Annotated in this window: 26 protein-coding genes; 1 reads left to right on the plus strand and 25 read right to left on the minus strand. The window is 60.8% G+C overall.

Going from position 1 to position 24,638, the window contains the following annotated elements; genetic code table 11:
• Nucleotides 1–22 precede the first annotated feature (22 nt).
• The 18 genes from GXN74_RS06220 to GXN74_RS06305 form a co-directional block, all read right to left on the minus strand.
• A complete protein-coding gene (locus tag GXN74_RS06220; protein ID WP_162370059.1) occupies nt 23–1,177 on the minus strand; it encodes a CpaE/TadZ family protein in 1,155 nt (384 codons plus the stop codon).
• On the minus strand, nt 1,164–2,180 hold the full coding sequence (gene cpaB / locus GXN74_RS06225; protein ID WP_162370060.1) for a Flp pilus assembly protein CpaB: 1,017 nt from the start codon (nt 2,178–2,180) through the stop codon (nt 1,164–1,166). The genes GXN74_RS06220 and cpaB overlap by 14 nt, the downstream gene beginning before the upstream one ends.
• Nucleotides 2,181–2,202: 22 nt before the next feature.
• Nucleotides 2,203–3,147 carry a pilus assembly protein TadG-related protein gene (locus tag GXN74_RS06230; protein WP_212505726.1) on the minus strand — a complete coding sequence of 315 codons (945 nt, stop codon included), beginning with the start codon at nt 3,145–3,147 and terminating at the stop codon, nt 2,203–2,205.
• A 9-nt stretch (nt 3,148–3,156) separates the two neighbouring features.
• On the minus strand, nt 3,157–3,534 hold the full coding sequence (locus tag GXN74_RS06235) for a TadE family protein (RefSeq protein WP_162370061.1): 378 nt from the start codon (nt 3,532–3,534) through the stop codon (nt 3,157–3,159).
• Nucleotides 3,535–3,721: 187 nt separating this feature from the next.
• On the minus strand, nt 3,722–3,919 hold the full coding sequence (locus tag GXN74_RS06240; protein ID WP_246208620.1) for a Flp family type IVb pilin: 198 nt from the start codon (nt 3,917–3,919) through the stop codon (nt 3,722–3,724).
• A 136-nt stretch (nt 3,920–4,055) separates the two neighbouring features.
• Nucleotides 4,056–6,155: an aminopeptidase gene (locus GXN74_RS06245; RefSeq protein WP_162370062.1), complete on the minus strand. Its 2,100-nt coding sequence runs from the start codon at nt 6,153–6,155 to the stop codon at nt 4,056–4,058.
• A 151-nt stretch (nt 6,156–6,306) separates the two neighbouring features.
• Nucleotides 6,307–7,260, minus strand: coding sequence for an ABC transporter permease (locus GXN74_RS06250; protein ID WP_162370063.1), 954 nt, complete (start codon nt 7,258–7,260; stop codon nt 6,307–6,309).
• Nucleotides 7,260–8,339, minus strand: coding sequence for an ABC transporter permease (locus GXN74_RS06255; protein ID WP_162370064.1), 1,080 nt, complete (start codon nt 8,337–8,339; stop codon nt 7,260–7,262). The genes GXN74_RS06250 and GXN74_RS06255 overlap by 1 nt, the downstream gene beginning before the upstream one ends.
• On the minus strand, nt 8,336–9,859 hold the full coding sequence (locus GXN74_RS06260; RefSeq protein WP_162370065.1) for an ABC transporter ATP-binding protein: 1,524 nt from the start codon (nt 9,857–9,859) through the stop codon (nt 8,336–8,338). The genes GXN74_RS06255 and GXN74_RS06260 overlap by 4 nt, the downstream gene beginning before the upstream one ends.
• A gap of 13 nt (nt 9,860–9,872) precedes the next feature.
• Entirely contained in the window at nt 9,873–11,021 is a 1,149-nt protein-coding gene (locus GXN74_RS06265) for a BMP family ABC transporter substrate-binding protein (RefSeq protein ID WP_162370066.1), read from the minus strand.
• Between the two features lie 14 nt (nt 11,022–11,035).
• A complete protein-coding gene (locus tag GXN74_RS06270) occupies nt 11,036–11,650 on the minus strand; it encodes a xanthine phosphoribosyltransferase (RefSeq protein ID WP_162370067.1) in 615 nt (204 codons plus the stop codon).
• A gap of 89 nt (nt 11,651–11,739) precedes the next feature.
• On the minus strand, nt 11,740–12,561 hold the full coding sequence (locus GXN74_RS06275) for a hypothetical protein (protein WP_162370068.1): 822 nt from the start codon (nt 12,559–12,561) through the stop codon (nt 11,740–11,742).
• Nucleotides 12,562–12,564: 3 nt separating this feature from the next.
• Nucleotides 12,565–12,981, minus strand: a complete 417-nt coding sequence (locus GXN74_RS06280) for a zinc ribbon domain-containing protein (protein ID WP_162370069.1) — start codon at nt 12,979–12,981, stop codon at nt 12,565–12,567.
• Nucleotides 12,982–13,038: 57 nt separating this feature from the next.
• Complete coding sequence (gene recO / locus GXN74_RS06285; protein ID WP_162370070.1) at nt 13,039–13,803, minus strand: DNA repair protein RecO; 765 nt, start codon at nt 13,801–13,803, stop codon at nt 13,039–13,041.
• A gap of 83 nt (nt 13,804–13,886) precedes the next feature.
• Complete coding sequence (locus tag GXN74_RS06290; protein ID WP_162370071.1) at nt 13,887–14,717, minus strand: putative ABC transporter permease; 831 nt, start codon at nt 14,715–14,717, stop codon at nt 13,887–13,889.
• 10 nt (nt 14,718–14,727) lie between these two features.
• On the minus strand, nt 14,728–15,591 hold the full coding sequence (locus tag GXN74_RS06295) for a prephenate dehydratase (protein WP_162370072.1): 864 nt from the start codon (nt 15,589–15,591) through the stop codon (nt 14,728–14,730).
• Nucleotides 15,592–15,721: 130 nt separating this feature from the next.
• A complete protein-coding gene (trpS, locus tag GXN74_RS06300) occupies nt 15,722–16,729 on the minus strand; it encodes a tryptophan--tRNA ligase (RefSeq protein ID WP_162370073.1) in 1,008 nt (335 codons plus the stop codon).
• A 14-nt stretch (nt 16,730–16,743) separates the two neighbouring features.
• A complete protein-coding gene (locus tag GXN74_RS06305) occupies nt 16,744–17,676 on the minus strand; it encodes a C40 family peptidase (RefSeq protein ID WP_162370074.1) in 933 nt (310 codons plus the stop codon).
• A gap of 317 nt (nt 17,677–17,993) precedes the next feature.
• On the opposite strand from GXN74_RS06305, the gene GXN74_RS06310 reads away from it, so the two are divergent.
• Nucleotides 17,994–18,473, plus strand: coding sequence for an S-ribosylhomocysteine lyase (locus GXN74_RS06310; RefSeq protein ID WP_162370096.1), 480 nt, complete (start codon nt 17,994–17,996; stop codon nt 18,471–18,473).
• Nucleotides 18,474–18,560: 87 nt separating this feature from the next.
• On the opposite strand, the gene GXN74_RS06315 is transcribed toward GXN74_RS06310, so the two are convergent.
• The 7 genes from GXN74_RS06315 to GXN74_RS06345 form a co-directional block, all read right to left on the minus strand.
• Nucleotides 18,561–19,304 (minus strand): class I SAM-dependent methyltransferase, encoded by a 744-nt coding sequence (locus GXN74_RS06315; RefSeq protein ID WP_162370075.1) that lies wholly within the window; start codon nt 19,302–19,304, stop codon nt 18,561–18,563.
• Nucleotides 19,305–19,325: 21 nt separating this feature from the next.
• Nucleotides 19,326–20,549, minus strand: a complete 1,224-nt coding sequence (locus tag GXN74_RS06320; RefSeq protein ID WP_162370076.1) for an NAD(P)-dependent oxidoreductase — start codon at nt 20,547–20,549, stop codon at nt 19,326–19,328.
• Nucleotides 20,550–20,653: 104 nt separating this feature from the next.
• A complete protein-coding gene (locus tag GXN74_RS06325) occupies nt 20,654–20,899 on the minus strand; it encodes an HPr family phosphocarrier protein (RefSeq protein WP_162370077.1) in 246 nt (81 codons plus the stop codon).
• An 18-nt stretch (nt 20,900–20,917) separates the two neighbouring features.
• A complete protein-coding gene (locus GXN74_RS06330) occupies nt 20,918–22,297 on the minus strand; it encodes a PTS fructose transporter subunit IIC (RefSeq protein WP_162370078.1) in 1,380 nt (459 codons plus the stop codon).
• A 128-nt stretch (nt 22,298–22,425) separates the two neighbouring features.
• Nucleotides 22,426–23,358 (minus strand): 1-phosphofructokinase, encoded by a 933-nt coding sequence (pfkB, locus tag GXN74_RS06335; protein WP_162370079.1) that lies wholly within the window; start codon nt 23,356–23,358, stop codon nt 22,426–22,428.
• Nucleotides 23,359–23,381: 23 nt separating this feature from the next.
• Nucleotides 23,382–24,152: a DeoR/GlpR family DNA-binding transcription regulator gene (locus GXN74_RS06340; protein ID WP_281355211.1), complete on the minus strand. Its 771-nt coding sequence runs from the start codon at nt 24,150–24,152 to the stop codon at nt 23,382–23,384.
• 32 nt (nt 24,153–24,184) lie between these two features.
• Nucleotides 24,185–24,637, minus strand: a complete 453-nt coding sequence (locus GXN74_RS06345) for a PTS sugar transporter subunit IIA (RefSeq protein WP_162370081.1) — start codon at nt 24,635–24,637, stop codon at nt 24,185–24,187.
• Nucleotide 24,638 lies beyond the last annotated feature (1 nt).

The following is a 24,638-nucleotide window of genomic DNA, read 5'->3' on the forward strand; positions in this document are numbered from 1 at the left end:
GGCTCTTCACTCCTTGCTGGAATCACGCATCCAGCTTGCAACACATCTCTTGGATTTTCTTCATGAACCTGCCGGGAATGGCGGCCTTCCGCGCGCAGAGGGGACTTCCCAGGTTGACGCTCTGGGAGACGGCTTTGGGGTCGCTGGGCAGGATGTCCAGCATGTGCTCCCCGAAGACTTCGGCGATCTCCTTCTCCTTCAGTCCCGCCCCTTCCCCCGACCGGTTCAGGACCACCTTCACCTTCTCCCGGCTGTACTGGAGGGTGCCCATCACGTTGATGGCCAGCTTGGTGTTCTTCACCGAGGGCAGGTCCAGGGTGCTCACCAGCACCACCTTGTCGGCCACGTCCAGGGCGTAGAGGGTGGTTTCGTCGTAGTTCACCCCGGTGTCCACCAGGATGTAGTCGTAGTGCTTCTTCACCGTGCCGAAGACTTTCTCCAGCACCCCCCTGGAGATGTACTCCCCCCCTTCCGGGGACTTGGGGGCCAGCAGGACATCCACCTGGTCGTTGAAGGGAACCAGGTATTCGGACATGCTTTCGAAGCTTTCCAGCTGGTTCCCGTCCACCATGTCCAGGATGTTCTTCCTGTCGTTCATTCCCATGAGGATGCCTAAGTCCCCGTACTTCAGGTCCAGGTCCACCAGCAGGGTCCGGGTCTTCTCCCTGCCCTTGCAGCGGCTCATGGAAAGGGCGGCGTTTACGGCCACCACCGACTTGCCCACCCCGCCCTTGGCGCTGTAGAAGGCGAAGATCTTGGTCTCCTTGTCCGGGGCCCCTTCGGCCTTCCTGGGCCTGGGCCTGTACTTGGCGTAGGTCTCCACCAGGGTCCCCACCAGGCTGTCGTATTCCACCGGCTTGATCAGGTATTCCTTGGCTCCGGAGAACATGGCCTTCCGGAGGTATTCGTTCTCCCCCTGGACGGACATCATCACCACGATGACCTCCGGATGCTTGCTGGTGATGGCTTCGGTTGCCAGCAGGCCGTTCATCTTGGGCATGTTGATGTCCATCAGGACAACGTCCGGTTTCAGCCGGGGAACCAGTTCCAGGACCTCCAGGCCGTCGGCCGCATGGCCCACCACCTGGAACTTCCCCTTCTCCAGCTCCAGGATCTTGGCGATGAGGCTCCGGGTTTCCTCCACATCGTCCGCAATCAGCACTTTAATCTTGTCCAATCCCATCACTTCCTTCGCTCATTCCGGGCAGCACGGGAATGCGGATTCCTGTGCCCGTGACGATCATGCTGTCGTCCGTTACGCCGTTGACCTGCTGCAGCAGGAGCTGCCGGGATTCATCCCCATAGAACCGGAGGCTGATGCTCTTCAAGGTGTCCCCGCTCTTGATGACATAATGGATGTAGCGGTCGTAAGGGGGCTTGACCGGTGCCGGTGCCGGAGGCGGTACGGCTCCCGCCTCCCCCTCCACAGTCGGGACAGGGGTCTGGACCACCGGAAGCGGCACCGGGAGAACCGCTTCCGCCTTGGCCCCTTCCGTGTCGTAGAGGAAGTCTTGGGTGAAGGGCCGCAGGACCATGGTCAAGTCGCCTAAGCTCCTGGCCATGACCAGTTCCTCCACCTCCGGCAACGGGACCGCCAGGGTCACCAGATACTCTTCCGGTGTTTCCGCCCGGGCGGTGTTCCGGTCCATGTTCTTGTCGATGGCCAGGACCTGGAGGTTCTGGTGGATGAGCTTGGCCATGGCCGGCCGTGCCGAAGCGATGGGCTCGACCACCGCCCCGGCAAACAGGACCAGGTCCACGAAGTCTCCCGGACGGACCAGGTCCGAGACCCCCGCCACCTTGGTGACCGGGATGGACATGGCCCTGTGGTTCCCGGTGAACTTCATGGACAGCAGGGCATCCGCCGTCTGGACCATCTTGGCGGTGGTGAACCGCTCCCCGGCAAGGATCTCCTCCTGGGTGTACTTGCCCACCAGCTGGCTCCGGTCGTTGATGTAACCCTCCTGGGGGCCCTCCAGCATCCTCGGGACGCTTTCCAGCATGGACTCCTCCACCAGGGCCATGGCCGGTATGTCCACGGAAGCCACCAGCACGGAGACCTCCTGGGGCTCCTGGGCCTTCTTCTCCTCCAGGGATTTCAGATATCCGTATACGGCCAGGGTGGCCAGCAACGCGAACAGCACCGCATACAGCAGCAGGCGCTTTCCCAGTTTGTCCATGGGGTTCCTCCTTGTGTCTTGCTTATTTTGTCATCTTGTAGCCGTAGGCGCCGGTGTCCCAGGCCTCACCGCTTGTATCGATCTCCCCCGGGGCTATGAACCGCAGGAAGGTGCCCGTCAGGACATTCCTGCTGGTGGACGCGTAGTCTTCAATGAAGAACTGGGCGAACCCCACAATCTGCACGGATTTGCTTCCGGAAACCTCCAGGGTGGATACGATGGGGATGGTCCACAGCCTGGGGGATCCAGGAAGCACCGTGCTCCTGGTCGCCGCAGGGTCTTTGGCGATGGTGTCCTCCACCGCCTTCTTGGTCTGTGGCTTCACCCCGGTGTCCGTTTCCTTCCAATCCCCGATCTTGACAGGTCCTGTGTATCCGTTCCTGATCAGTTCGTAAAAGGTGTTGGCGTTCACGTTCTCGTCGGCGGACTTGGGCTTGATGTAGATCGCATTGTAGTTGCCGCTGTAGCCGTCCCCGGGACCTTCCAGCAGCTGGACCTGGTCCCCATAGGAATAGGGGAAATATTCCATGGCAAAGGGACGGAGCCCCATGTTTGCGCTTGCCAGGGGGCCCACGACGATTTCGTTTTCGGCCGCTACGGTCCCCTGGCCGATTCCCAGCACTGGGGCGAAGAAAAGGTTCAGCTCCCTGGCGGCCTGGAGGGAAATGCTGCTTCCCCCTTCTCCGATGGAGATCGCCACTTCCGCCGGGTCGATGCCGTTCTTGGCAAGGTACCCTTCCGCTTCGGACCGGGCCAGGGCGGATTTGTCCGGAAGGTAAGCCGCTCCCGCCAAGGCCGCCGCATCGATGCCGTTGGACAGCTTCACCCGCTCCGCATAGAGATAGCCCACATCCAGCACCAGGGCCGCAAAACCCAAAAAGGCCACCATCCCTGCGGCGACCAAGATTGTGACGCTTCCCCTATTATACCAGCTTTCTTGCATTTTTCCACGGATTTTTTTCTGCATTTTTCCACCTCACTCCACGCGCATGGCCACTTGGGCCCTCAAGGGGACCCCCTCGCCGATGATGTTTCCGATCAGGGGGATCAATGTCTGATGGTTGTAGGTCATCGCTACCACCGCATCCTGCCCCCGGACCCGGGTGGCCGGGGTGACCGTCACCGTAAGCCGAGCCAGGTCCAGGGTGGGAAGGTTGGACTGCACCTCCAACGTTATCTGGGCGTCGGTCCCCCCCAGGGAGGCCAGCCGGGCCCCCTCCCGGGCGGCGTGGTTGATGCCCAGATAGGCATGGAGGATCAGGCCGAACTCCAGCATGCCCGTCAGGATCAGGATCAGGATGGGCAGGACCAGGGCGAACTCCACCATGGCCTGTCCCTTGTTGTTGCCAACCATGGAACCACCTCCTTTCAAGTGAAAGGGACGTCCCTTCTCCAGCCCGGCGGACACCGGGCGGTTGTCCGTAACAGGCTGGAGACGAAACGTCCCTTTGGTTATAGCTGTCTATCCATGCTGTCAATACAATGTCTACTGGATTTTATCATCTAGCATTTCCATGCTGGATTTCTTGGCAATTCTATCACTAACTAGACTGTGCTGTATTAAGAGCTCCTAATACTGAATTGAAAATGGCTTGCAACGGTTCCCCGAACAATACTAAGATTGCTACGACTACCACCGAAATCAATCCAATAATCAACGCGTACTCCACCATGCCCTGTCCTTCTTCATTCTGCAAGCTCGCCTTCATCAAAGCCAACATGTTCATCAGATACAACATAATGTCTTCCTCCTTTTATCCTTATCGCTTGGGGTTCTTCTTTAGTTCCGTTCCCTTGCATTTCTTGTCTTGTCCTTATTATAGGACAAAGGAGGCTTGCTGCATAGATTCGCATGGTCCCAACCCATATGGGACTTTAGTCCCTATTCCTGCCTTGCGCCTCTTCCAGGGCGTCCAGGGGGATGTTCAGCTCCTCGGTCCCTGGGAGGACGAACCGGCCGTTTCTAAGCAGCGGGATCTCCTCCCCCTGTTCCGTGACGCCCACGATGTCCCCCAGCTCGTCGTAGGGGATGGTGATGTCCGTGTGCTTGTAGGTGTAGGCCCCCGCCACATCCGTCTTCCGGCAGATGGAGCGCTCGTTGTCCTTGGCCATGACCTCCTTCCCGTCCTGGTTGTGGACGGGCAGGTCCTCGCTCCAGGAGTAGCAGGTGTCCCCGATGGCGAAGTGGGGGCCGGTCTTCTCCTCGATCAGGATGGGCAGCAGCTTCCCGATCCGATACCGCCGGGCCATGGCGTAGGCCGTGGTGTTGGTCCCGATGGCGAACTCCCCCAGGGGCAGGCTCTGGTGGGGGTGGAGCAGGTTCTCCTGGACATACCTCCGGTTCTCCTCCGGGTCCTCGTAGTTGGCGCAAGCATAGTCCACGGTCACCCCGTCTTGGAAGGTGAACTCCAGGTCCCGATACTGGAGGTCGAAGAGGTAGACCTCCTTCACGTGCAGCAGGCCGTTGGTACCTTTAAGCTGCGGGGAGGTGAACACCTCCCCCACCGGCACGTTCACGTCCGCCGTGCAGTTGTTGAAGTTGGTCTGCCGCTCCAGATCCTTCAGGGGGGGCAGGGCCACCACCAGGTCCGTCCGGTTCCCGTTCCGCCCGGTGACCCGCACATGGGAGGCCCGGTCCAGGGCGTCGATCATGGTCTTCTGGATCCGCTCGTACAGGTCCACGTCCAGGGTGTTCACCCGGATGGTCTCCTGGAAAACGGCCTCGTAGTCCGGTCCGATCTCCGGCAGGGGATAGGTGATGATGGTGAAGCTCCAGGCGCTCCGGGGCAGGTGCTTGTTGTAGACCGCATTCATCCGGCTGGTGTGGACGGTCTTTTGCTCCGTCTGCTCCGGGGTGTACTTCACCGCCCAGGGGTTCTGTGCGGGCACGAAGGGCTTCTCCCCGAAGCTCTCCATCACCGCCGGACCCGCCATGCCGGTCACCAGGTCATGGTGCTTCTCAAGCAGCCGGTCGTAGAGGTCCGCCGCCACCCGGGTCCGCCCTTCGGTGAGCAGGATCCCGTCGTCGAAACGGTGGTCGTACTCCAGCTGCCTGCTGGACTTGGTGTGGATCAGCCGGGGCCGGGGGCTCCCCTCCAGGTCGAAATGGACCAGGGGGAGAAGCCCCCGCTCCCGGAACAGGGCCGCCGCCCGGCGCAGGACGGGCTCGAAGCCCGCCTGGTAGGAGAGGTTCACGGTCTTCTTTCCCGTCAGGTCCTTTTCGTCCCGGGCGTAGCCCCGGAAGAAGGCGTCCACATAGGTCCGAGCCATGGCCTCCAGCATCCCTTCCGGGAGGGCGGCCAGGTGCCTGGCGGTCTCCAGCTCGTTCTCCCCCAGGAAGATTCCGTAGCGGAAGAGATACCGGGGGTCTCCAAGGTTCTCCTCCTCCAGGATGGAGGCATAGGTCCTAAAGGCCGGGTCCATCCTGCGCACCAGGTTCTGCTCCATCACCGTCTCCATCTGGGACAGCTCCTGGGCGCGGAGCACCTCCACCAGGCTGTCATGAAGGCCTTCCGCGGCTCCTGTCTCCAGGGCGTCGAACACCTCCAGGAGCCGCTCCCCCTCCAGGGCCATCATGGAGGTCCTGTGCTCGAAGGCGTAGCCCCTCCAGGTCCGCAGGGAGGCGTACAGGTTGGCCAGCAGCACCGCCACCCGGGAATCCCCGCCCAGGGCTTCCACACAATGGGCCGGGTTGGCCCAGCTCATTGGATATTCCTCCTCCAGGAAGCCCCTGTGGAGCTTCCTGTTCCAGGCCAGGAGCTGTGCAAGGTCCTTCCCCTCCCAGTCGAAGGAGGGAAGCTCCCGCTCCAGCTCCACCATCTCCAGGCACAGGCCCGCAGCGTCCCGGACGAACGTCCCCAGGGCCTCCCCCAAGGAATCCCCTTTCCCGTCCCGCCATTCCTCCAGCCGTCCCGCCACAGCCTTGTATCGATCTTCAAAAACCTCGTTCCAAGCCGCAAATACATTCTGATCCATATCCAAACCTCCTTACAGCTTTTCTCTTGTATGGCAACCCCCTTGCAGCCGCTTGCAGAAAGGAACGCAGAACCAGGCCGTTCGATTTAGGGGCTTGCCCCGCAAGAACGGTCCGCTCTGCGTTCCTTCTGTTATGGCTGTTGCAAGTGTGTCACCGTTCTTCCCGGTAATACGCAACCCCCAGCGCCTTGGGGGCCCCTTTTTCCTTGGATTTACGCACGGAGCTGGCCGTCAGCACCAGGATGGTGACCGCGTAGGGGAGCATGTCGATCAGGTTCTGGGAGATGTTCCAGGCGCTGAAGTAGTTCCCGAAGTAGAACCCGATGATGCTCAGGCCCCCGAAGAGGTAGGCTCCCAGGATGGCCTTGAACGGGTTCCATCCCGCGAAGATCACCAGGGCGATGGCAATCCAGCCCCGGCCGGCGGTGATCCCGTCCTGCCACTGGGGCACGGCCACCACCGAAAGGTAGGCGCCCCCCAGGCCGCACAGGGCGCCCCCCAGGAAGATGTGCACGTACTTGTAGAGGTCCACGTTGATGCCCGAGGCGTCCGCCGCCCCGGGGTTCTCCCCCACCGCCCGGAGGTTCAGGCCGATCCGGGTACGGTAGAGGTAGGTCCCCAGCAGGGCCACCGTCACGTAGCCCAGGTAGACCATGGGGTCCTGCCGGAAGAACACCCTTCCCACATAGGGGATGGAGGACAGCAGGGGGATGGCCACCGGGGAGAAGAAGGCGCTGATCTCGGCGGACATCTTCTGTCCGATGAAATTCACGCCCAGATAGCTGGAGATGCCGGTGCCGAACATGGTCAGGGCAAGGCCCGAAACCACCTGGTTTGCCCGCAGGGTCACGGTTAGGAAGCCGTAGATCATGGCCCCCAGGCCGCCGGCCAGGAAGGCCCCTCCCATGGCCAGGAGGGGGCTGCCGGTGAAATGGCCCGCGGCGAATCCCGCAACGGCCCCGATCAGCATCATGCCCTCCACGCCCAGGTTCAGATGGCCCGCCTTTTCCGTCAGCAGCTCCCCCAGGGTGGCGAAGAGCAGCGGCGTGCCGCCGATCACCAGGACCACGGAGAAAGCCTGAAAGATGTTCCAAAATCCTTCCATCATTGTCCTCCTTCTTGGGGGTTCGGGCTTTTTTTCCTTTGGAACACAAGCTTGTATTGCACGAAGAATTCACTTCCGATCACGAAGAAGAGGATCATGCTCTGGAGCACCTGGGCCGCCGCCTGGGGGATCTGGTAGACGGTCTGGATGTAGCCGCCCCCCTTGGTCATGGCCGCGAACAGGATGGATACGGGCAGGACCACCAGGGGTTTCAGGCCCGAGAGCCAGGTGGTGATGATGGCGGTGAACCCGTAGCCCGCGGAGATGGAGGCGTTCAGGGTGTGGTTCACCCCGGAGGCCTCCAGCATCCCAACGATGCCGCTGATCCCGCCGCTGATGACCAGGGCGGTGAGCACGATCTTCTTCACGTTCATGCCCGCGTACCGGGCGGTGTCCACGCTCTCCCCCACAACGGCCACCTCATAGCCCCCCTTGGAGTGGTGCATGAAGTAGTGGGCCAGGACCACGAAGAGGATGGCCACCAGGAAGCCCGCCTGGATTCCGAAGAGCTTGGGCACGATGGCCCCCGAGGCGAAGTTGGGCATCTTGGGGAAGCCCATGGAAGCCGGGTCCCTCCAGGGTCCGTACTGCAGGAAGGTGATCCACTTGATGGCGATATAGTTGAGCATCAGGGTGATGATGGTCTCGTTGGTGTTCCACTTCATCTTCAGCCAGGCCGGCAGCAGGGCCCAGAGTCCCCCGCCCACGAAGCCCGCCAGGAACATGAGGGGCAGGACCACCCACCGGGACAGGTTGCCCAGGTTGTAGGCGACCATGCTGGCGGCGAAGGCTCCCATGAGGATCTGCCCTTCGGCGCCGATGTTCCAGAACTTCATCTTGAAGGCCACCAGGATGCCGATGGAAGTCAGGGTCAGGGGGATGGCCACCGTAAGGGTGTCCCGGATCCGCATGGGGGAGCCGAAGGCCCCCACCAGCATGGACCCGTAGACCGCCAGGGGGTTGTGCCCCAATATCCTGATGAAAAGCGAGGAGGCCAGGAAGGCCAGCAGGATGGCCGTCACCCGGATGGCCGCGGCCTTCCTTCCCGTCATGTTCCCTTGTTTCGCCATTCTGATCATTGGGCCACCTCCATTCCCAGGTCTTCTCCGGCCATCAGCAGGCCCAGTTCCTCTTTTGTCGCCTTGTCCCCCCGGACGATGCCCGTCACCGCACCCTCGGAAAGGACCATGATCCGGTCACAGAGCTCCAGCAGGACGTCCAGGTCCTCCCCGATGAAGAGGATGGCCACGCCCTTCTCCTTCTGCTCGTTGATCAGGTCATAGATGGTGTGGGAGGCCCCGATGTCCAGCCCCCGGACCGCGTAGGCCGTGATGAGCACATGGGGGTTGGTCTCGATCTCCCTGCCGATGAGGACCTTCTGGATGTTGCCTCCCGACAGCTGCTTCACCGGATGATGCACCCCGGGGGTCTTGATCTCCAGCCGCCGGATGATTTCCGCGCATTTTTCCGCGATGGGCTTGCGCTTCAGCCAGAGCCCCTTCTGGTTGTGGTGCTCCTTCAGCAGGAAGTTGTCCACCATGTCCATGGAGGCCACCAGGCCCATCCCCAGCCGGTCCTCGGGGATGAAGCTCATGCTGATCCCCTTTTTGATGATGTCCCGGGGGGAATTCCCCACCAGGCTCTCCCCCTCGTAGAGGATCTGACCGGAGGCCACCGGATAGAGGCCCGCGATGGATTCGCAGAGCTCCTTCTGGCCACTGCCGGCCACCCCGGCCACCCCCAGGACCTCCCCCGCGTGGAGCTTGAAGCTGATGTCCCTTAGGACCTCCACCTTGTCCATGTCGTAGGCGCACAGGTCCTTCACCTCCAGCAGGACCCTGCCCCGTTCCACCGGGGGACGGCTGATGGCCAGGTCCACGGTCTTGCCCACCATCAAGTCCGTCAGGGCCTTGGGGTTGGTGTCTTTGGTGGCCAGGGTCCCCACCGTGGTGCCCTTCCTAAGCACGGTCACCCGGTCGGAGATCTCCATGACCTCGTGGAGCTTGTGGGTGATGATGATGACCGCGCATCCCTGGGCGGCCATGTTCCGGAGGATGGCAAACAGCTTCCGGGTCTCCTGGGGGGTCAGGACCGCCGTGGGCTCGTCCATGATCAGGATGTCGGCCCCCTGGTAGAGGACCTTCAGGATCTCCACGGCCTGCTTCTCCCCGATGGACATGTCATAAACCTTCTTCTCCGGATCCACGGGCAAGCCGAATTTCTCCCCGATCTCCCGGATGTCCTTGGATACGTGGGCACCTTTCATAAAAAAAGGGCCTTTACGCCCCAAAAGGATGTTCTCCTTGGCCGTCTGCACCTCCACAAGCCTGTAGTGCTGGTGGATCATGCCGATGCCCATTTCGATGGAATCCTTCGGGGTGTTGAAGACCACCTCTTTTCCATGAATTTGGATGGACCCGCTGTCGGGCTTGTAGATCCCCGACAGCATGTTCATCAAAGTGCTTTTGCCAGCGCCGTTTTCGCCCAGGAGTGCATGGATTTCCCCTTGATGCACGTCGAAATTGATCCTGTCATTGGCTTTCACGTTTCCAAAAGTCTTGCAAATGTTTTCCATTTTTACAAAAACTTGTGCTTGCATGGCAAACTCCCGTCTATTCGATTTTTCCTTCCACGCCCTCGACGAACCAGTCGAAGCTGAGCATTTCCTGGTCGGTCATCTGGACGCCTGCGGCTACCCGCTCTGCGCCCGTCTGGTCCTTGAGGGGGCCTTCGAACACGAAGAGGGATCCGTCCAGGATCTTCGCCTTGGCTTCCTCCACCTTGGCTGCGGCTCCCTCAGGGGCGTTGGCCGTCAGAGGCGCCAGGTCCACGATGCCTTCGGAGAACCCTTCCCAATAGGAGTGGCTAGCGAAGGTTCCGTCCATGACCGCTTGGGTCTGCTCCACATAGTAGGGGCCCCAGTTCCATACGGAGGAGGTCATGTTGGCCGCCGGTGCGGCTTCGCTCATGTCGGAGTTGTAGCCGATGGCGAAGGCTCCCCGCTCCTGGGCCGCCTGCTGGGGTCCCGCGGTGTCCTGGTGCTGGGCGATGACGTCCGCGCCCTGGTCCAGCAGGGAGATGGCCGCGTCCTTTTCCTTGGCGGGGTCATACCAGGTGGAGGTGAACACCACCTTCACCTTCACGTCGGGATTCACGGACTGGGCTCCCAGGGTGAAGGCGTTGATGCCGCGGACAACTTCCGGGATGGGGAACGCGCCCACATAGCCGATGATGTCGGATTCGGTCTTCATGCCCGCCACGATGCCGGAGAGGTACCTGGACTCGTAGATCCGTCCGAAGTAGTTGGCCATGTTGGCCGTGGTCTTGTAGCCGGAGCAGTGGAAGAACTTCACGTCCGGGAACTCGTTGGAGACCTTCTCCACATAGTCCATGTAGCCGAAGCTGGTGGCGAAGATGGCCTTGGCCCCCTGGTCCACCATGCTGCGCAGGACCTGTTCCACTTCCTGGTTCTCGGGAACGGATTCCTTGTAGATGGTCTTCACGCCCAGCTGCTCCTCCAGGAACAGGCGTCCCTGGTCATGGGCCCAGGTGTAGCCCCCGTCGCCGATGGGTCCCACATAGATGAAGCCTACGACCATGTCCTCCTTGGAGATGGTTCCCGCTTCCCCCTGCTGTCCTTCCTGCTGCCCTTCGGGCTGCTGCTGGGGTTCCGTATCCGATGTCACTTTGGGCGCGCATCCTGCAAAAAGCGTGGCGGAGGCCACGAGCAGGGCAAGAAACAATGCTGAAAGTCTTTTCATGATGTTCTCCTCTTCTACTCTTGTGTTGTGTTTTGGCTGCCGTCCGTCTGCCGGACGGCGTCAAGGAAACGGATCTTTCCGTCCTTGAAGCGGTCCACGACCGCCAGGGATTCCAGCTGCACGTTCTGCCGCCGGATCTTTTCGCCTCCGTCCTGGAAGCCCTTCTCGATGACGATGCCGACCCCTTCCACCGTGGCCCCCGCCTGGCGGACGATGTCCATCAGGCCCAGGACCGCCTGGCCGTTGGCCAGGAAGTCGTCCAGGATGAGCACATGGTCCTCCGGCCCCAGATAGGCCTTGGAAACCTGGATCTCGTAGGTGGTCTGCTTCGTGAAGGAATAGACGCTGCTCTTGTAGGTTTCCTTGTCCAGGTTCCTGGACTGGGTTTTCTTGGCGAACAGCACCGGCACCTGGAAGTACAGGGCGGCGATGGCCGCGATGCCGATCCCGGACGCCTCGATCGTCAGGATCTTCGTCACTTGCTTTCCGGAGAATCTCCTGTGGAATTCCCGGCCGATCTCCTGGAACAGGCCGATGTCCATCTGGTGGTTCAAAAAGGAATCCACCCGCAGGATCTCCTCGCCGGATACCTTGCCTTCTTCTAGAATTCTTTTCTTCAACAACTCCATGCCGGTCTCCTCTGGGTATGCGTATTTCCGGGAAAAACGACCCGCGCAAAGGCAGGAGCTTTCCTGCCCTTGTTCGGATCGTCTTGGACTCAGCGCCCGTCCTTCCATCTGTCCACTTTGGCCTTGGCCGATGCCAGCCGCTCCCCCGCCATCTGGTCCAGTCCGCCCGGGTAGGCGGACATGCTGCGGACGGTCCCTTCGTGCCGGATGGCTTCCTCCAGAATCACCAGCACCTGGCCGTACATGTGGATGAACTGGGCGTTCAGCCTGCGGTCGGCCTGGCCCTCCAGGGGGAGCTCCCCGAACCGGTCCATGAGCTTCTCCAGGGCCCTGTGGTTCTCCTGGAAGGCTTCGGGATCGTAGTCGCCGGCCGCCACCCCTTCCAGGACGGCCATGCCCTCCAGGGTCCGGTTCTCCTCCAGGAGCCGGTCCAGGGCGTCCATGTAGCGGGGGCTGGGCTCCTCCCCGCCGTACAGGCTGCTGTTCAGTTCCCGGTAGGCTTCGGCGAATCCCACCATGCCCCGGCTCAGGTCCCGCATGGCTTCCAGCGACTGGCGGACAGCCGTGGCCGTGTCCCGGTATTCCACGGCCGCTTCCCCCAGAAGGGCGTCCCAGGGGCCCAGGCTTTTTTCCACAGCCTCCAGGCCCTCCTGGATCCGGGCCTCCAGGGCCGGCAGGCTTCCCGTTTCCAGTTCCCCTGCGGCGGCTTCCAGCGTCTTCCTGTCCTGGGCCTCCTGCATGGCTTTTCCCACGTTGTTGGCTTCTTGGACGTACAGCAGGAGCTGCTGGTGGACGTTGTCGAACCGGCCCGCCAGCTCCTCCCTCCTGTCCCCGGACATGCGGGAGTCCCGGCAACCGGCGGCAAACACCGCCAGCACCAGGACCATCCACAAGACCATTTTTTTCTTCAAAACCTATTCGTCCTGCTTCTTGCCGCACTTGGGGCAGAATTTGGTGCCGGGGGCCAGGACTTCGCCGCACTCGCAGACGATGCCGCCCTGGGCTTCCTGGGCGGGGGCGGCTCCGGTGGCCTTCAAGGCTTCCTCTTCCTTCTTCAGGACCTCCTGCTTCTCCAGCTCCTTCTCCGCCAGCTTCGCTTCCACTTCAAAGACGGAAAGCACCATGGGCTCCACTTCCTCCACGGAGATGGCCCCTGCCCGCTTCATTTCCACCATCCGCTCGCCGATGGCTTCCAGCGTGTCCTTCTTCTGCTTCTCCAGGTTGGAGATTTCCGCCTTCACCTTGTTCAGTTCCAACATGGTTTGGGCCTTGATGCTTACAGTGGCGGTGCCTTTGTTCAAACTTTCCTTCATCTTGTCGAAAAATGCCATAGCCGTTCCTCCTAGTCGCTGCAGTGTTGTGTTGTTTCGTTCCCTTGCGTTTCTTCCCTAGAGCCTCTTGAGCATCTCCAGGGAGCGGGGGCGGCGGGAAAGGTGCCGCTGGAGCCAGCTGTCCACGATCCGCTCCAGGCCGTCCAGGACCGCCTCCTCCGCCTGGAAGGAGAACAGCTCCCGGACCCCTGCGGAGAGGACATGCTGGAGCAGATGCCGGACCGGCTCCTCCATGGGGAGGGCCTCCCTTCCCTTGGAGGGAGCGCAGGCCCTGCAGAGGGCCCCCCCTTCCCCCGTGTGGAACCAGGCCAGGTCGGACGTGCGGCCGCATAGGACGCACTGGGTGATGAGGGGGGCGATACCCGTGTACTCCATGGACTTCACCTCGTAGACCAGCTTCAGCTGCCGCAGGGGTGTCTTGGAGAGTTCCACGTGCTTCAGGGTCTTCAGGAGCAGGTACAGCAGTTCCTGGTTCTCCTGCCCTTCCTCCAGCAGGTAGCCGGTATGTTCCAGAAGGTGCAGGCCGTAAGCCAGCCGGTCCAGGTCCTTCCGCAGTCCGTAGAAGGGCTCCAGCAGTACGGCCCCCGCCAGGGTGTGGCTCTGCCTCCCCTCCACCAGCTCCAGGTCGCTGTAGGCGAAGACCTGGGTGGAGGAGAGCAGGGGGCTTTTGGCCTTCTGGGCGCCTTTGGCGAAGGCCACCGTCTTCCCCGTGTCCTTGGTGAAGAGGACCAGCCTCTTGTCGTTCTCGCCCACCGGCATGGTATGGAGCACGATCCCCCTTGTCTTGATGGGGGTCCTGCCCCTGGTGTCGCTCGTCCCCATGTTCCCATCCCTTTCCGAAGCCTGCTTCTTCATGGCTTATTATACCATAACCGGGAGAAGGCAACAATTCCCGAATTTCCTGTTCATCTCCTTGTGATGTTCTCCTTGATCTCCTGGATCCATTCGTTCAGGACCTTGGTGTGCAGGTTCGGATAGGAAAGGAAGAACTTGCTCCGCAGCCTGAGCAGCTTGTCCTGCAGCAGGGAGGCCCTGCGCAGGAGGGTATGGGAGGTGGACTGGACCTTCTCCTTGGAATGCTGGATCCGTTTGTAAAGGGACCCGCTGTCCGTGAAAAAGGCCGCCAGCTCCCCCTGCCGGCTCCGGAGCCTGCCGAACTGGCTCTGCATCTCGTTGACCAGCCCCTGCATCTCCTGGATGACGTGATGGAAATCCATGAGGGAGCGCAGGGTCAGGAGCATGTCCAGGAACAGGATCCCGTAGGAGACCGCCAGCACCGGGGCCAGGACCCTAAAGGGCAGCCTCCCCAGGAGCTCCTGGACCAGGGGATGGACCACGAACCAGAGGAGCAGGGCCACGATCCCCCAGCCCAGGCTGTAGACCAGGCAGACCCTCCCGTGGAGGTTGAACGGTTTATGCGTATAATCCCACCAGCGGGCGTCGAAGAACTTCTCCAGCACCAGGGAAACCAGGTATTCCAGGCCTGTGCAGACCAGGCTTCCCAGCAGGTAGACCTTTAGGGCCAGGAGGGGAAGCTCCATCTCCCTGCCCCCCAGCATGCCTTGGACCGTCCAGAGGATCAGGGTCGCCCCGAAGGCGTAGATGGGGAGGAAGGGACCGCTCAGGAAGCCGCGGTTCACCCAGCGCCTTTGCTGCAGGGAAACATAGAAGGATTCCCAGATCCACCCCAGGACCCCGTACACCAGAAAAACGGCAGCCGCGTATTCCACACTCATGTCTCCACCCCTATTCCACCGTACTGTAGGATCCCAGCACCAGCGCCTTCACGCTCTTGTTGACCTGGGCCACCGCTTCCCGGATACGCTCTTCCCGGTGGTAGTCGCCTTCGATGTCCATGAAGAAGTAGTACTGCCCCAAGCGCTTCTTCGTGGGCCTGGAGATGATGGACGTCAGGTTCAGCCGGTGCCTGGAGAACTCCAGGAGCACCGCAGCCAAAAGCCCCGGTTCGTCGTTCTCGTCCACCACCATCAGGGACGTCTTGTAGGCCCCCCCCAGCACCCGGGGCAGGTCTTCCTTCCCCTCCCGGGCCAGGACGACGAAACGGGTCTCGTTGTTGGAAACGTCCTCGATGTAGGGAACCATGGTCGGAAAGGCGATGGGGTCCCCCAGCATGTGCATGGGGACCACCGCCCCTTCCCCGGGCCGTCCCTGGAGGATGTTGTCGTAGGAGATGCCGTTGCTTTCCGTCACCACGAAATGCTTCCCCTCGAAACGCTCCAGGAAGTTCACGCACTGGTTCTTGCTCTTGAACTGCACGTGGATGGTATGGACCTGGTCCAGGTCCGGGGCGTTGGCCACAAAGGCGAAGTGGATGGGCAAACGCACCTCGTTGATGATCCGGACGGGATACTCCGGGAGCAGGTCCAGCACCACCTGGACATACCCGTCGATCGCATTCTCTATGGGAAGGATGCCGTAGTCGCAGGTCTCCCCCACGGCCTGGATGACCTTCTTCATGGTCCCGTAGTATTTCTTCTCCAGCTGCAGGCCCGCTTTCCTCCGGTAGAAGTCCGCCGCCACGTCGCTGAAGGTGTTCTCCGGTCCCAGGATGGCCATGCATCCCTTCCCTTCCTCTCGCTGCTCAACCATTCTTATGCTCCTTTACTGCAAAATCATATAACAAACAATACCATAGACCCCGGAACGATACAAGTTAAAAAAACATCCAGGCCGCCCCCCATGGGACAAAGACCCGGATGTTTCCATGTTCGCATCCCCGTCAGAAGACCACGAAACCGACTTTCTTCTTCACTTTCTTCAAGGTGCGCTCCCCAAGGGCCGAAGCGCGCTCCGCATTGTCCTGCATGATCCTGTCCAGATAGGCCTTGTCCTTGCTGATTTCCCTGAAGCGTGCCTGGATGGGCTCCAGTTCGGCCACCAGGGCTTCCCCTGCGAGCTTCTTCAGGTTGCCGTATCCCTGGCCTTCAAAGCGCCCCATGGCCTGTTCCACGGTCTCCCCGGTGGCGCAGCAGTAGATATCCACCAGGTTCTTCACCCCGGGCTTCTCCTCGGAATAGGAGACCGAACTGTCCGAATCGGTGACCGCCCGCTTGATCTTATTCATGACCACCTTGGGGTCGTCCAGGAGGCTTATGGACGCATTGGGATTCTCGTCGGACTTGGACATCTTCTTCAGGGGATCCTGGAGGCTTTTGATCCGGGCCCCCACGCTGCCGAAATAGGCTTCCGGCACGGTGAAGGTGTCCCCGTAGATGCCGTTGAAGCGCTGGGCCACATCCCTTGTCAGTTCCAGATGCTGCTTCTGGTCGCTGCCGATGGGCACCAGGTCCGCCTGGAAAAGGAGGATGTCCGCGGCCATCAGCACCGGATAGGTGAAGAGGCCCGCGTTGATGTTCTCCTCGTGCTTGGAGGACTTCTCCTTGAACTGGGTCATCCTGCCCAGCTCCCCCATGTAGGTGTAGCAGCTCAGGATCCAGGCCAGCTCTGCGTGCTGCCGGACCATGGACTGGGGATAGATCAGGTTCTTCTCCGGGTCCAGGCCCACGGCGATGTATAGGGCCAACAAATCCCGGGTGTTCTTTCGAAGCTCCCCGGGCACTTGGCGGACGGTGATGGAGTGCATGTCCACCACACAAAAAAGGCTTTCATATTCTTCGTTGATCTTCACCCAGTTCTTAAGCGCCCCGAAGTAGTTCCCGATGGTGATGTTGCCTGTGGGCTGGATGCCGCTGAAGATCCGTTTTCTCTGTTCTGTCCCGTTGCTCATGTCTGTTGCTCCTGTCAATTCAGTACGCTTCTGCAAGCGATGATGCGTTTGCCGCCCACGGAACCCGCCGGGCTGATGGTGACGCCTGTCCGGGGCGTGCTGGCGTGGACGATCTGCCCGTTGCCGATGTACATGGCCACATGGGAGATCACGCTGGAGGATCCGTAGAAGATCAGGTCTCCCGGCTTGATGCTGGAATAGCTCACGGCCGTGCCGTTCTTGCTCTGGTCCCTGGAGCTCCTGTTGATGGCGATGCCGAATTGGCGCAGGACCTGCTGGGTGAATCCGGAGCAGTCCACACCGGCGGTGAGGCTGGTGCCGCCGTAACGGTAGGGGGTTCCCACCTGGGCAAGGGCGAAGGCGATGACCTTGCTCCGCATGTCCGTGGCGTCCGCAGCCGGGGCGGTTGTAGCTGTGGTGTGCTGCTTGTAGATGTATCCTGTGGCGCCTGCTGCGGTCTTCACCTGGTACCAGTCCCCTGCATCCGCAAGCACGGTGACGGTCTGTCCCATGTTCAGCTTGCCGACGATGCCCGCGTACAGGGAGGGGGCTTGGCGCATGTTCAGGACCATGGTGTTGATGGCCACGTGCTGCACGGCCGGGGCTGCGGGCGCTTCCACCACAGGTGCGGCCGCTGCCGCGGGGGCCGCCTGCGCCGCAGGGGCTGCGGCTGCCGGCGCTTCCGGATTCTCCCGGACATATTGGGCGAACATGTAGGCTTCGCCGCCTGCCAGCTGGATTTTGTACCAGTCCCCTTCCCTGGAAAGGATCTGGACCTGTTCTCCGGCCACCTTGAGGTCCACCACCGCGGAGGTGGTTGTTGCCTGGCTTCTAACATTCACACGGCTTCCTGTGACCGTTCCGGTGGTGCTGGCCCACGCGGTGTTTCCCATCATGATGAATGCACAGGTAAATGCGCCGATTCTTTTCAAAAACTTGCTCTTCATAGGTTCTCCTCTTTCGGTTCCATTGATCGTCGTCGTTGTACGTCCTTCTCGAGTCTCTCTACGATTGCCGTTTGCTGTTTCCTGTTTGCCGCAACAATTTCCTTCGGATGGAGCTGAAGTATCACATTGTTTTTTAAGAAATTGTTACAAAACTATTATAAAAAAAGAACATGTTATTGTCAAGCCCTTAACCAACTTGTTTTTATTGCAAAATCATTTCGATTTTGTTATGTTAATTGAAAGACCCGGCAAGCCGCCGGGTCCGGAAGGTCTACGCAAGCACATGGAAAGGAAGAACAATGGACGATACGGATAAAATGGAAAAGATCCCCAGTTTCACCATAGACCACCTGAAGCTCCAACCCGGGGTCTACGTGTCCCGGAAGGACGTCTTCGGCCCGGTGGTCCTGACCACCTACGATTTGCGCATGAAAAAGCCCAATGGGGAGCCGGTGATGCAAACCGCCGAGATGCACGCCATTGAGCATTTGGGTGCCACGTTCCTGCGCAACCACCCCCAGTGGAAGGACCGGGTGGTCTACTTCGGCCCCATGGGCTGCAGGACGGGCTTCTATCTGATCCTAGCCGCGGATGCGGACGCGGGGGCCGTGGCGCCCCTGGTGGTGGAAATGTTCGAGTTCATCGCCCGGTACGAGGGGGAGGTCCCGGGGGCCACCGCAAAGGACTGCGGAAACCACCTGGACATGAACCTCCCCATGGCCCGGTTCGAGGCGGAAAGCTACCTCCGCAGGACCTTGGACCACCTGGACGACTCCACCCTCAACTACCCTGCCTGACCCCTATGGACTATTGATGGACTATTGATGGACTATTGGTGGACTATTGGTGGACCATTGGTGGACCATTGGTGGACTATTGGTGGACTATTGGTGGGCGTAGCTTTTCATGCCCACCAGGATGAAGTGGTGGCAGGACACATCGAAGAACCCTTGGGCCTCCATGAACGCATGGAGGCCTTTCCATGCCGCTGCATGGCGCTCCAGGTCCAGACCCGGCAGCAGTTCCGGCTCTTCCCGCAGGTAGGCCTCCAGGGCCTCCATGTCGTAGAAGCGGGTCTTGGCGACGGATTCCCTGGCCATCATCACATCGAACCCCTGCTCCTTCATCTGGGAGAGGGCCCGGCTCAAGGTCCAGAGGTTCGGGGCCACCTTCCCCTCCAGCAGGTGCTCCAGTTCCCGGAAATGCAGGGGACCCCGCTGCTGGGCGATGAAGCACCCTCCCGGGCGGAGGATCCGGCGGATCTCCTTTTCCCTGTAGGGCTCCTTCCTGGTCAGGACCAGGGAATAGGTCTGGTCCTCGATGGGCAGCTTCCTGGGGTCCTTGACCAGGTACACCTTGACCCCCAGGGGACCCAGGAGGCCCTTCGCCTCCCCGTGGACCTGGGGGTTCCGCTCGGTGGCACCCGCCCGGGGGGGCAGGGGAGCCAGCAGGGCCATGCCCCGTCCATCCCCCACCCCCAGCTCCAGAACGGAATCCGCGTTCTCCAGATAGCTTCTGGCGATGTTGTGGAAACTCCAATCCATATGACCCAGGCGGATCCTCCCCGCCGCCTCCAGGGCGGCCCGGTCCCAGCGGATCCCTTCAGCTCCCTCTTCCAATCCATTCATGACGGCACTCCTTCCCCCTTGTCAGCAACCGCAGTCCACACCCTCCACATGGGCCTGGATGGCGTCCGCCACCTTCTTGGACAGGCGCACGGCTTCCACCACCGTCTTGGCCCCGGTGACCACATCCCCGGAGGCGAAAACCCCCGGCCGGGTCGTCCGCCCGCAGTCGTCCACCGCCACAAGGCCCCCTTTTCCGATGGAAATCCCTGTGGTGGTGGAGATGATATTGGCCCTGGGGCCCTGGCTGATGGCGATGATCACGCTGTCCACCGGAAAGAGCTCCACAGGGCGTTCCTCCCCCTCCCCGGCTGGGGTGGTGTCCCGGTAGAGGATTCCGTCGTCGCTGATCTCCACGGGCTGCTTCATCAGGGCGAACTGGACCCCGTCGATCCGGGCGTACTCCACCTCATGCTTGTCCGCCGCGATGGACTCCATGGGACCCCGGTAGAAGATGTAAACGTTCCGGATCCCCTTGCGCACGGCGGTCCTGGCCACGTCCATGGCCACGTTCCCCGCGCCGATGACGGCCAGGCTTTCCCCCAGGACATACACGTCCGGATTCTTCAGGTAGTCGATGGCGTAATGGACATGCCCCAGGCTTTCCCCCTTGATCCCCAGGGGTCGGGGCTTCCAGACCCCGGTTCCGATGAACACCGCCTTGTATCCGTCCCGGAACAGGTCGTCGATGGACAGGATGGGGCCGATCAGGGTGTTGGGGCGGACCTTGATGCCCATCTCCAGCATCTTCCCCTTCAGGGTCTCCAGGATGCTTTTGGGCAGCCTGAACTCCGGAATGCCGTACATCAGCACCCCGCCGATCCGGTCGTGGGCCTCGAAGATCGTCACGTCATAGCCCCGCTGGGCCAGCAGGATGGAGATGGTGATGCCTGCGGGACCGGAGCCGATGATGGCCACCTTCCTGTCCCGACGGACCTGGCTCCGGGGCTTCATCCGGTTCAGGTAGTAGCTGGAGATGTAGTGCTCGATCTCTCCGATGTCCACGGGCTTCCCCTTCCTGTTCAGGACGCAGTGCCCCTCGCACTGGCGTTCATGGGGACAGACCAGGGAACAGACCACGGAAAGGGGGTTGTTTTCGAACAGCATCTCCCCCGCCTCCTGGATTCCGCCTTCCAGGAACAGGTGGATCATGGTTTTGATGTCCGTCCTTACAGGACAGCCTTCCGTACACAAGGGTTTTTTGCATTGGAGGCAGCGCTTCCCCTCCTCCACCAGACTTTTGAACATAGTTCCCTCCTAGATGCGGCAAAGCCGCTTTTCTCGTATTATACCCCAAACTTCCCCAACGTACAAGAAGGACCCCTTCCGGGGCCCTCCTGGCATGTCTCTTGTCATCCGAAGAACGCCTGCAGCTCGGCTGCGATCTGCTCCTCGTCTTCTCCATTCAGTTCAACAGAAATCTGGTCTCCCTTGCCGGCGCCGATGGACAGGATGCCCAGGATGCTCTTGGGGTTGACGGTGATGTCCTCTTTGGTCATCTCGATGTCGCATTTCGCCTTCTGGCAGATTTTCACAAGTTCCGCTGCCGGTCTGGCATGCAGGCCTTCCGCAAAAGGAATGGTAAATTCTACTTTCATCTTAACACCTCGTTTTTGTCATTCGACAGTTTTCTTCAACGTGCCCACCAGGAACGCGGTAACCACGGTTCCCGCCGCAATGGCGATCAGGTATCCCGGGATGTTGCCGACGGCGAAGAATACGAAGATTCCTCCATGGGGCACAGTCAAAGTGGATCCGAATGCCATGCTCAGGGCGCCTGTCAGCGCGCTGCCCACCATGATGGAGGGGATGACGCGCAGGGGGTCGGCCGCCGCGAAGGGAATGGCGCCTTCTGTGATGAAGCTGGCTCCCAGCACCCAGGCAGCCTTACCGGCTTCCTTCTCGGCAAAGGAGAACTTCTTCTTGAAGAGGATGGTGGCCAGGGCCAGTCCAAGGGGAGGGGTCATGCCGGCTGCCATGACGGCTGCCATGACGGCCGATCCGGTTCCCACGGCCGCAGCCAGGGTTCCTGTTCCGAAAGCGTAGGCCGCCTTGTTGATGGGGCCGCCCATGTCGATGGCCATCATCAGGCCGATGATCAGGCCCAGGGCGATCGCGTTGGCTCCGGACATGCCGGTGAGGAAGTTGTTCATGGCCGCGTTCAGCGCCGCCACCGGTTTTCCGATCACATAGAACAGCAGGAGGCCGGTAGCCAGGGAGCCCAGAACGGGGATGATCAGTACGGGCATGATGCCCTGCAGGTTCTTGGGAAGCTTGATGTACTTCTTGATCAGCTGGACGATGTAACCGGCAAGGAAACCTGCCACAAGACCGCCGAGGAAACCGGCGTTCAATTGGATGGCCACCGAGCCGCCGATCATACCGGGTGCAAGACCGGGACGGTCGGCGATGGAATAGGCGATGTAGCCGGCAAGGATGGGAACCATCAGGCCGAAAGCGCCGCCGCCCCCGCCGATGCCCATCAGATAGGCGGCCAGGGAACCTTCCTGTTCAAAGGCATTATAACCGAAAATGAAGCTGATTGCAATGGCGATACCACCGGCCACGACGAAGGGGATCATGAAGGATACGCCGTTCATGAGATGCTTGTAGACGCCTTTGCGCTCCGCGGACTTCTGTTCCTTGATGTCCGCCACCTGGTCCGCCAGGGTCTTTCCTCCACCCTGCCCGTAAGGCTCGGCTTTCAGCGCCTTGTCGATCATGGCGTCCGCGCCCTTCAGGGCTTCCGCCACCGGTGCGGAGACCAGCTTCTTGCCTGCGAAACGTTCCATGGGAACGGTGGTGTCGCAAGCCAGGACGACCGCGTCCGCTTCCTTGATCTCCTGATCCGTGAGTTCGTTTTCAACGCCTACGGAGCCTCTTGTTTCCACCTTGATGGTGTAGCCTTTTTTCTTTGCCGCTTCCTCCAGCGCCTCGGCCGCCATATAGGTGTGGGCGATTCCGGTGGGGCATGCTGTTACCGCTACGATCTTCATAAACTACCTCCTTGTTGTCATGTCGGCATTGCCAACCTTTTATTATATATCCTGGAACCGGGCGCTTCGCCCTGTTCCGGCTTGTTCTGAACGGGCTTGGACCTACCAGCCGAGCCCGTGTCATTCGATTAGAGCCGTACGATGGCGATCCTTTCCAGCATCTTTTCTATTTCTTCCCTGGACAGGGTTTCCGTGCCTTCCTTCCCTACGGCCAAGGTACCGCAGGCGGCCCCGTAGGCCAGGGCTTTCTCCAGGTCCTCGTCGTATCGGATCATTCCGTAGACGAAACCCGCCAACATGGAGTCTCCGGCGCCCACGGTGCTTTTCACCTCCACCTTCACAGGCATGGCTTTCAGCACCCTGTCCCTGGCCACCAGCAGGCTTCCGTCGCCTCCCATGGACACCAGGACATAGGTGACCCCGTAGGTTTCCATCAGCTCCCTGCAGGCCTGGACCACTTCCTTGTCGCCAGGAAGCTCCTTGCCCAGGGCCGTCTCCAATTCATGGATGTTGGGCTTGATGATGTAGGGGCTTTCCTGCAATCCCAAAAGGAGCAGCTCCCCTTCCGCGTCCAGGACCACCTTGGAGGTCTTCCTGGCCTCTCCCGCAAGCACCTTGTAGATGTCCTTGGGAGCCCCGGGAGGGACGCTTCCGCTGAAGACCATGTAGTCGCTCTTCTTGGCATAGTCCGCCACCATCGCCTGGATGGCCGCCACCTTGTCCGCGGAGACCGCAAAGCCCGCTTCGTTCACGTCCGTGGTGATCCCCTTGCCCAACTCCACAATCTTGGTGTTGGTCCTTGTGAGGGCGTCCACCGTGACGAATTCCGTGTCCAGCCGGGCCAACTCCAGCAGCTTCTTCACATGGGTGTCGTTCTTCTCCCCCATGAAGCCGATGGCCGCCACGTCCTCTCCCAGGCTCTGCAGGATCTTCGCCACGTTGATGCCTTTACCCCCCATGTCCTCCCGCACGCTCTTCACACGGTTCACGCTTCCCACCTCGAAGGTGTCCAGCAGAACCGTCTTGTCGATGGCTGGATTCAAGGTAACTGTCGTAATCATAAAGGCCTCCTTATGCCATCACTTCATGCTATGATGACTTGCACATCGTTTTGTATATACGCTTCCATTAGTTCCTGTTCCAGTTCCTTGTCGGTGATGATGCCGTCCACCATGGACACCGGAGCGATCTGGCAGATGGCCACCTTCGTGAACTTGCTGTGGTCCGCCAGGACGAACCGCTGGACCCCGATGGAGAGGAGGGCCCTCTTGATGTCCGCCTCCTCCAGGTCGGGTGTGGTGAAGCCATTGTCCAGGGTGATGCCGTTCACGCCGATGAAGGATTTGTTCACCTGGAACCTGCGCACCATCTCCACCGCCTGGGTCCCTACGGTGGCCAGGGTGTTCAGCCGCAGCTTCCCCCCCACCACATAGAGGGTGACCCCTTCGTTGGTGGACACGGCATCCGCCACATTGGTGGAGTTGGTGACCACCGTCAGCCGGAGCCTGGACTTGCCGATGAGCTTGGCCAGCTCCAGGTTCGTGGTGCCCGCATCCATGGCGATGCTGTCGTTGTCTTTCAGGAAATCATAGGCCTTCAGGGCGATGGCCCTTTTCTGCAAGGCGTTCATGTTTTCCTTCTGGTGGAAGGTCTCTTCGTATTCCAAAGGAACCGGGCCGACCAGCATCGCCCCGCCATGGGTCCGTTCCAGCTTCCCGTCGGCTTCCAGGCTCGCCAGGTCCCTGCGGATGGTCGCCTCGGATGCCTCCAGGGTGTCGCACAGGGTCTTGACCGTGATGCTCTTGTTGCGTTTCAATAGTTCCAAAATCCGGATTCTTCTTTCCCCCGGAAGCATGCCGATCCACTCCTTCCCCCTGCCGTTGTGCCTTACAGACCGATGTCGCTCTCCTTCAGGAGTTGGAGCAGGTCCTGGGGTGTCTTGACCGCCCGGAGGCCGTCACGAAAATCGCTCTTCATCAGCTTCCTGGACAGGGCTGCCAGGATCTTCAGATGGGTGGATCCCGCTTCCTTCTCAGGCACGCCGATCAGGAACACCAGGTCCACAAGGCCGCCGTCCAGGGCCGCCCAGTCGATGGGCTCCACCGACGCGAACATCAGGAAGGGCTCGGTGACCGCGTCCGTCTTGCCGTGGGGGATGGCCACCCCGAATCCCACCGCCGTGCTGTATTCCGATTCCCTGTGCAGGACCGCTGTGGTGTAGCCTTGCACGTCGTTCACCTTGCCCTGCTGGGCGGCGATGGAGGCCATCTTCGTCAACACGTCTTCCTTGGAAGAGGCTTCAAGCCCCAAAACCACCAGATTCTCATTGATCAATGTCATC

Origin of the sequence: Anaerotalea alkaliphila (assembly GCF_010179735.1) — a bacterium.
GTDB classification, from domain to species: Bacteria; Bacillota; Clostridia; order Lachnospirales; family Vallitaleaceae; genus Anaerotalea; species Anaerotalea alkaliphila.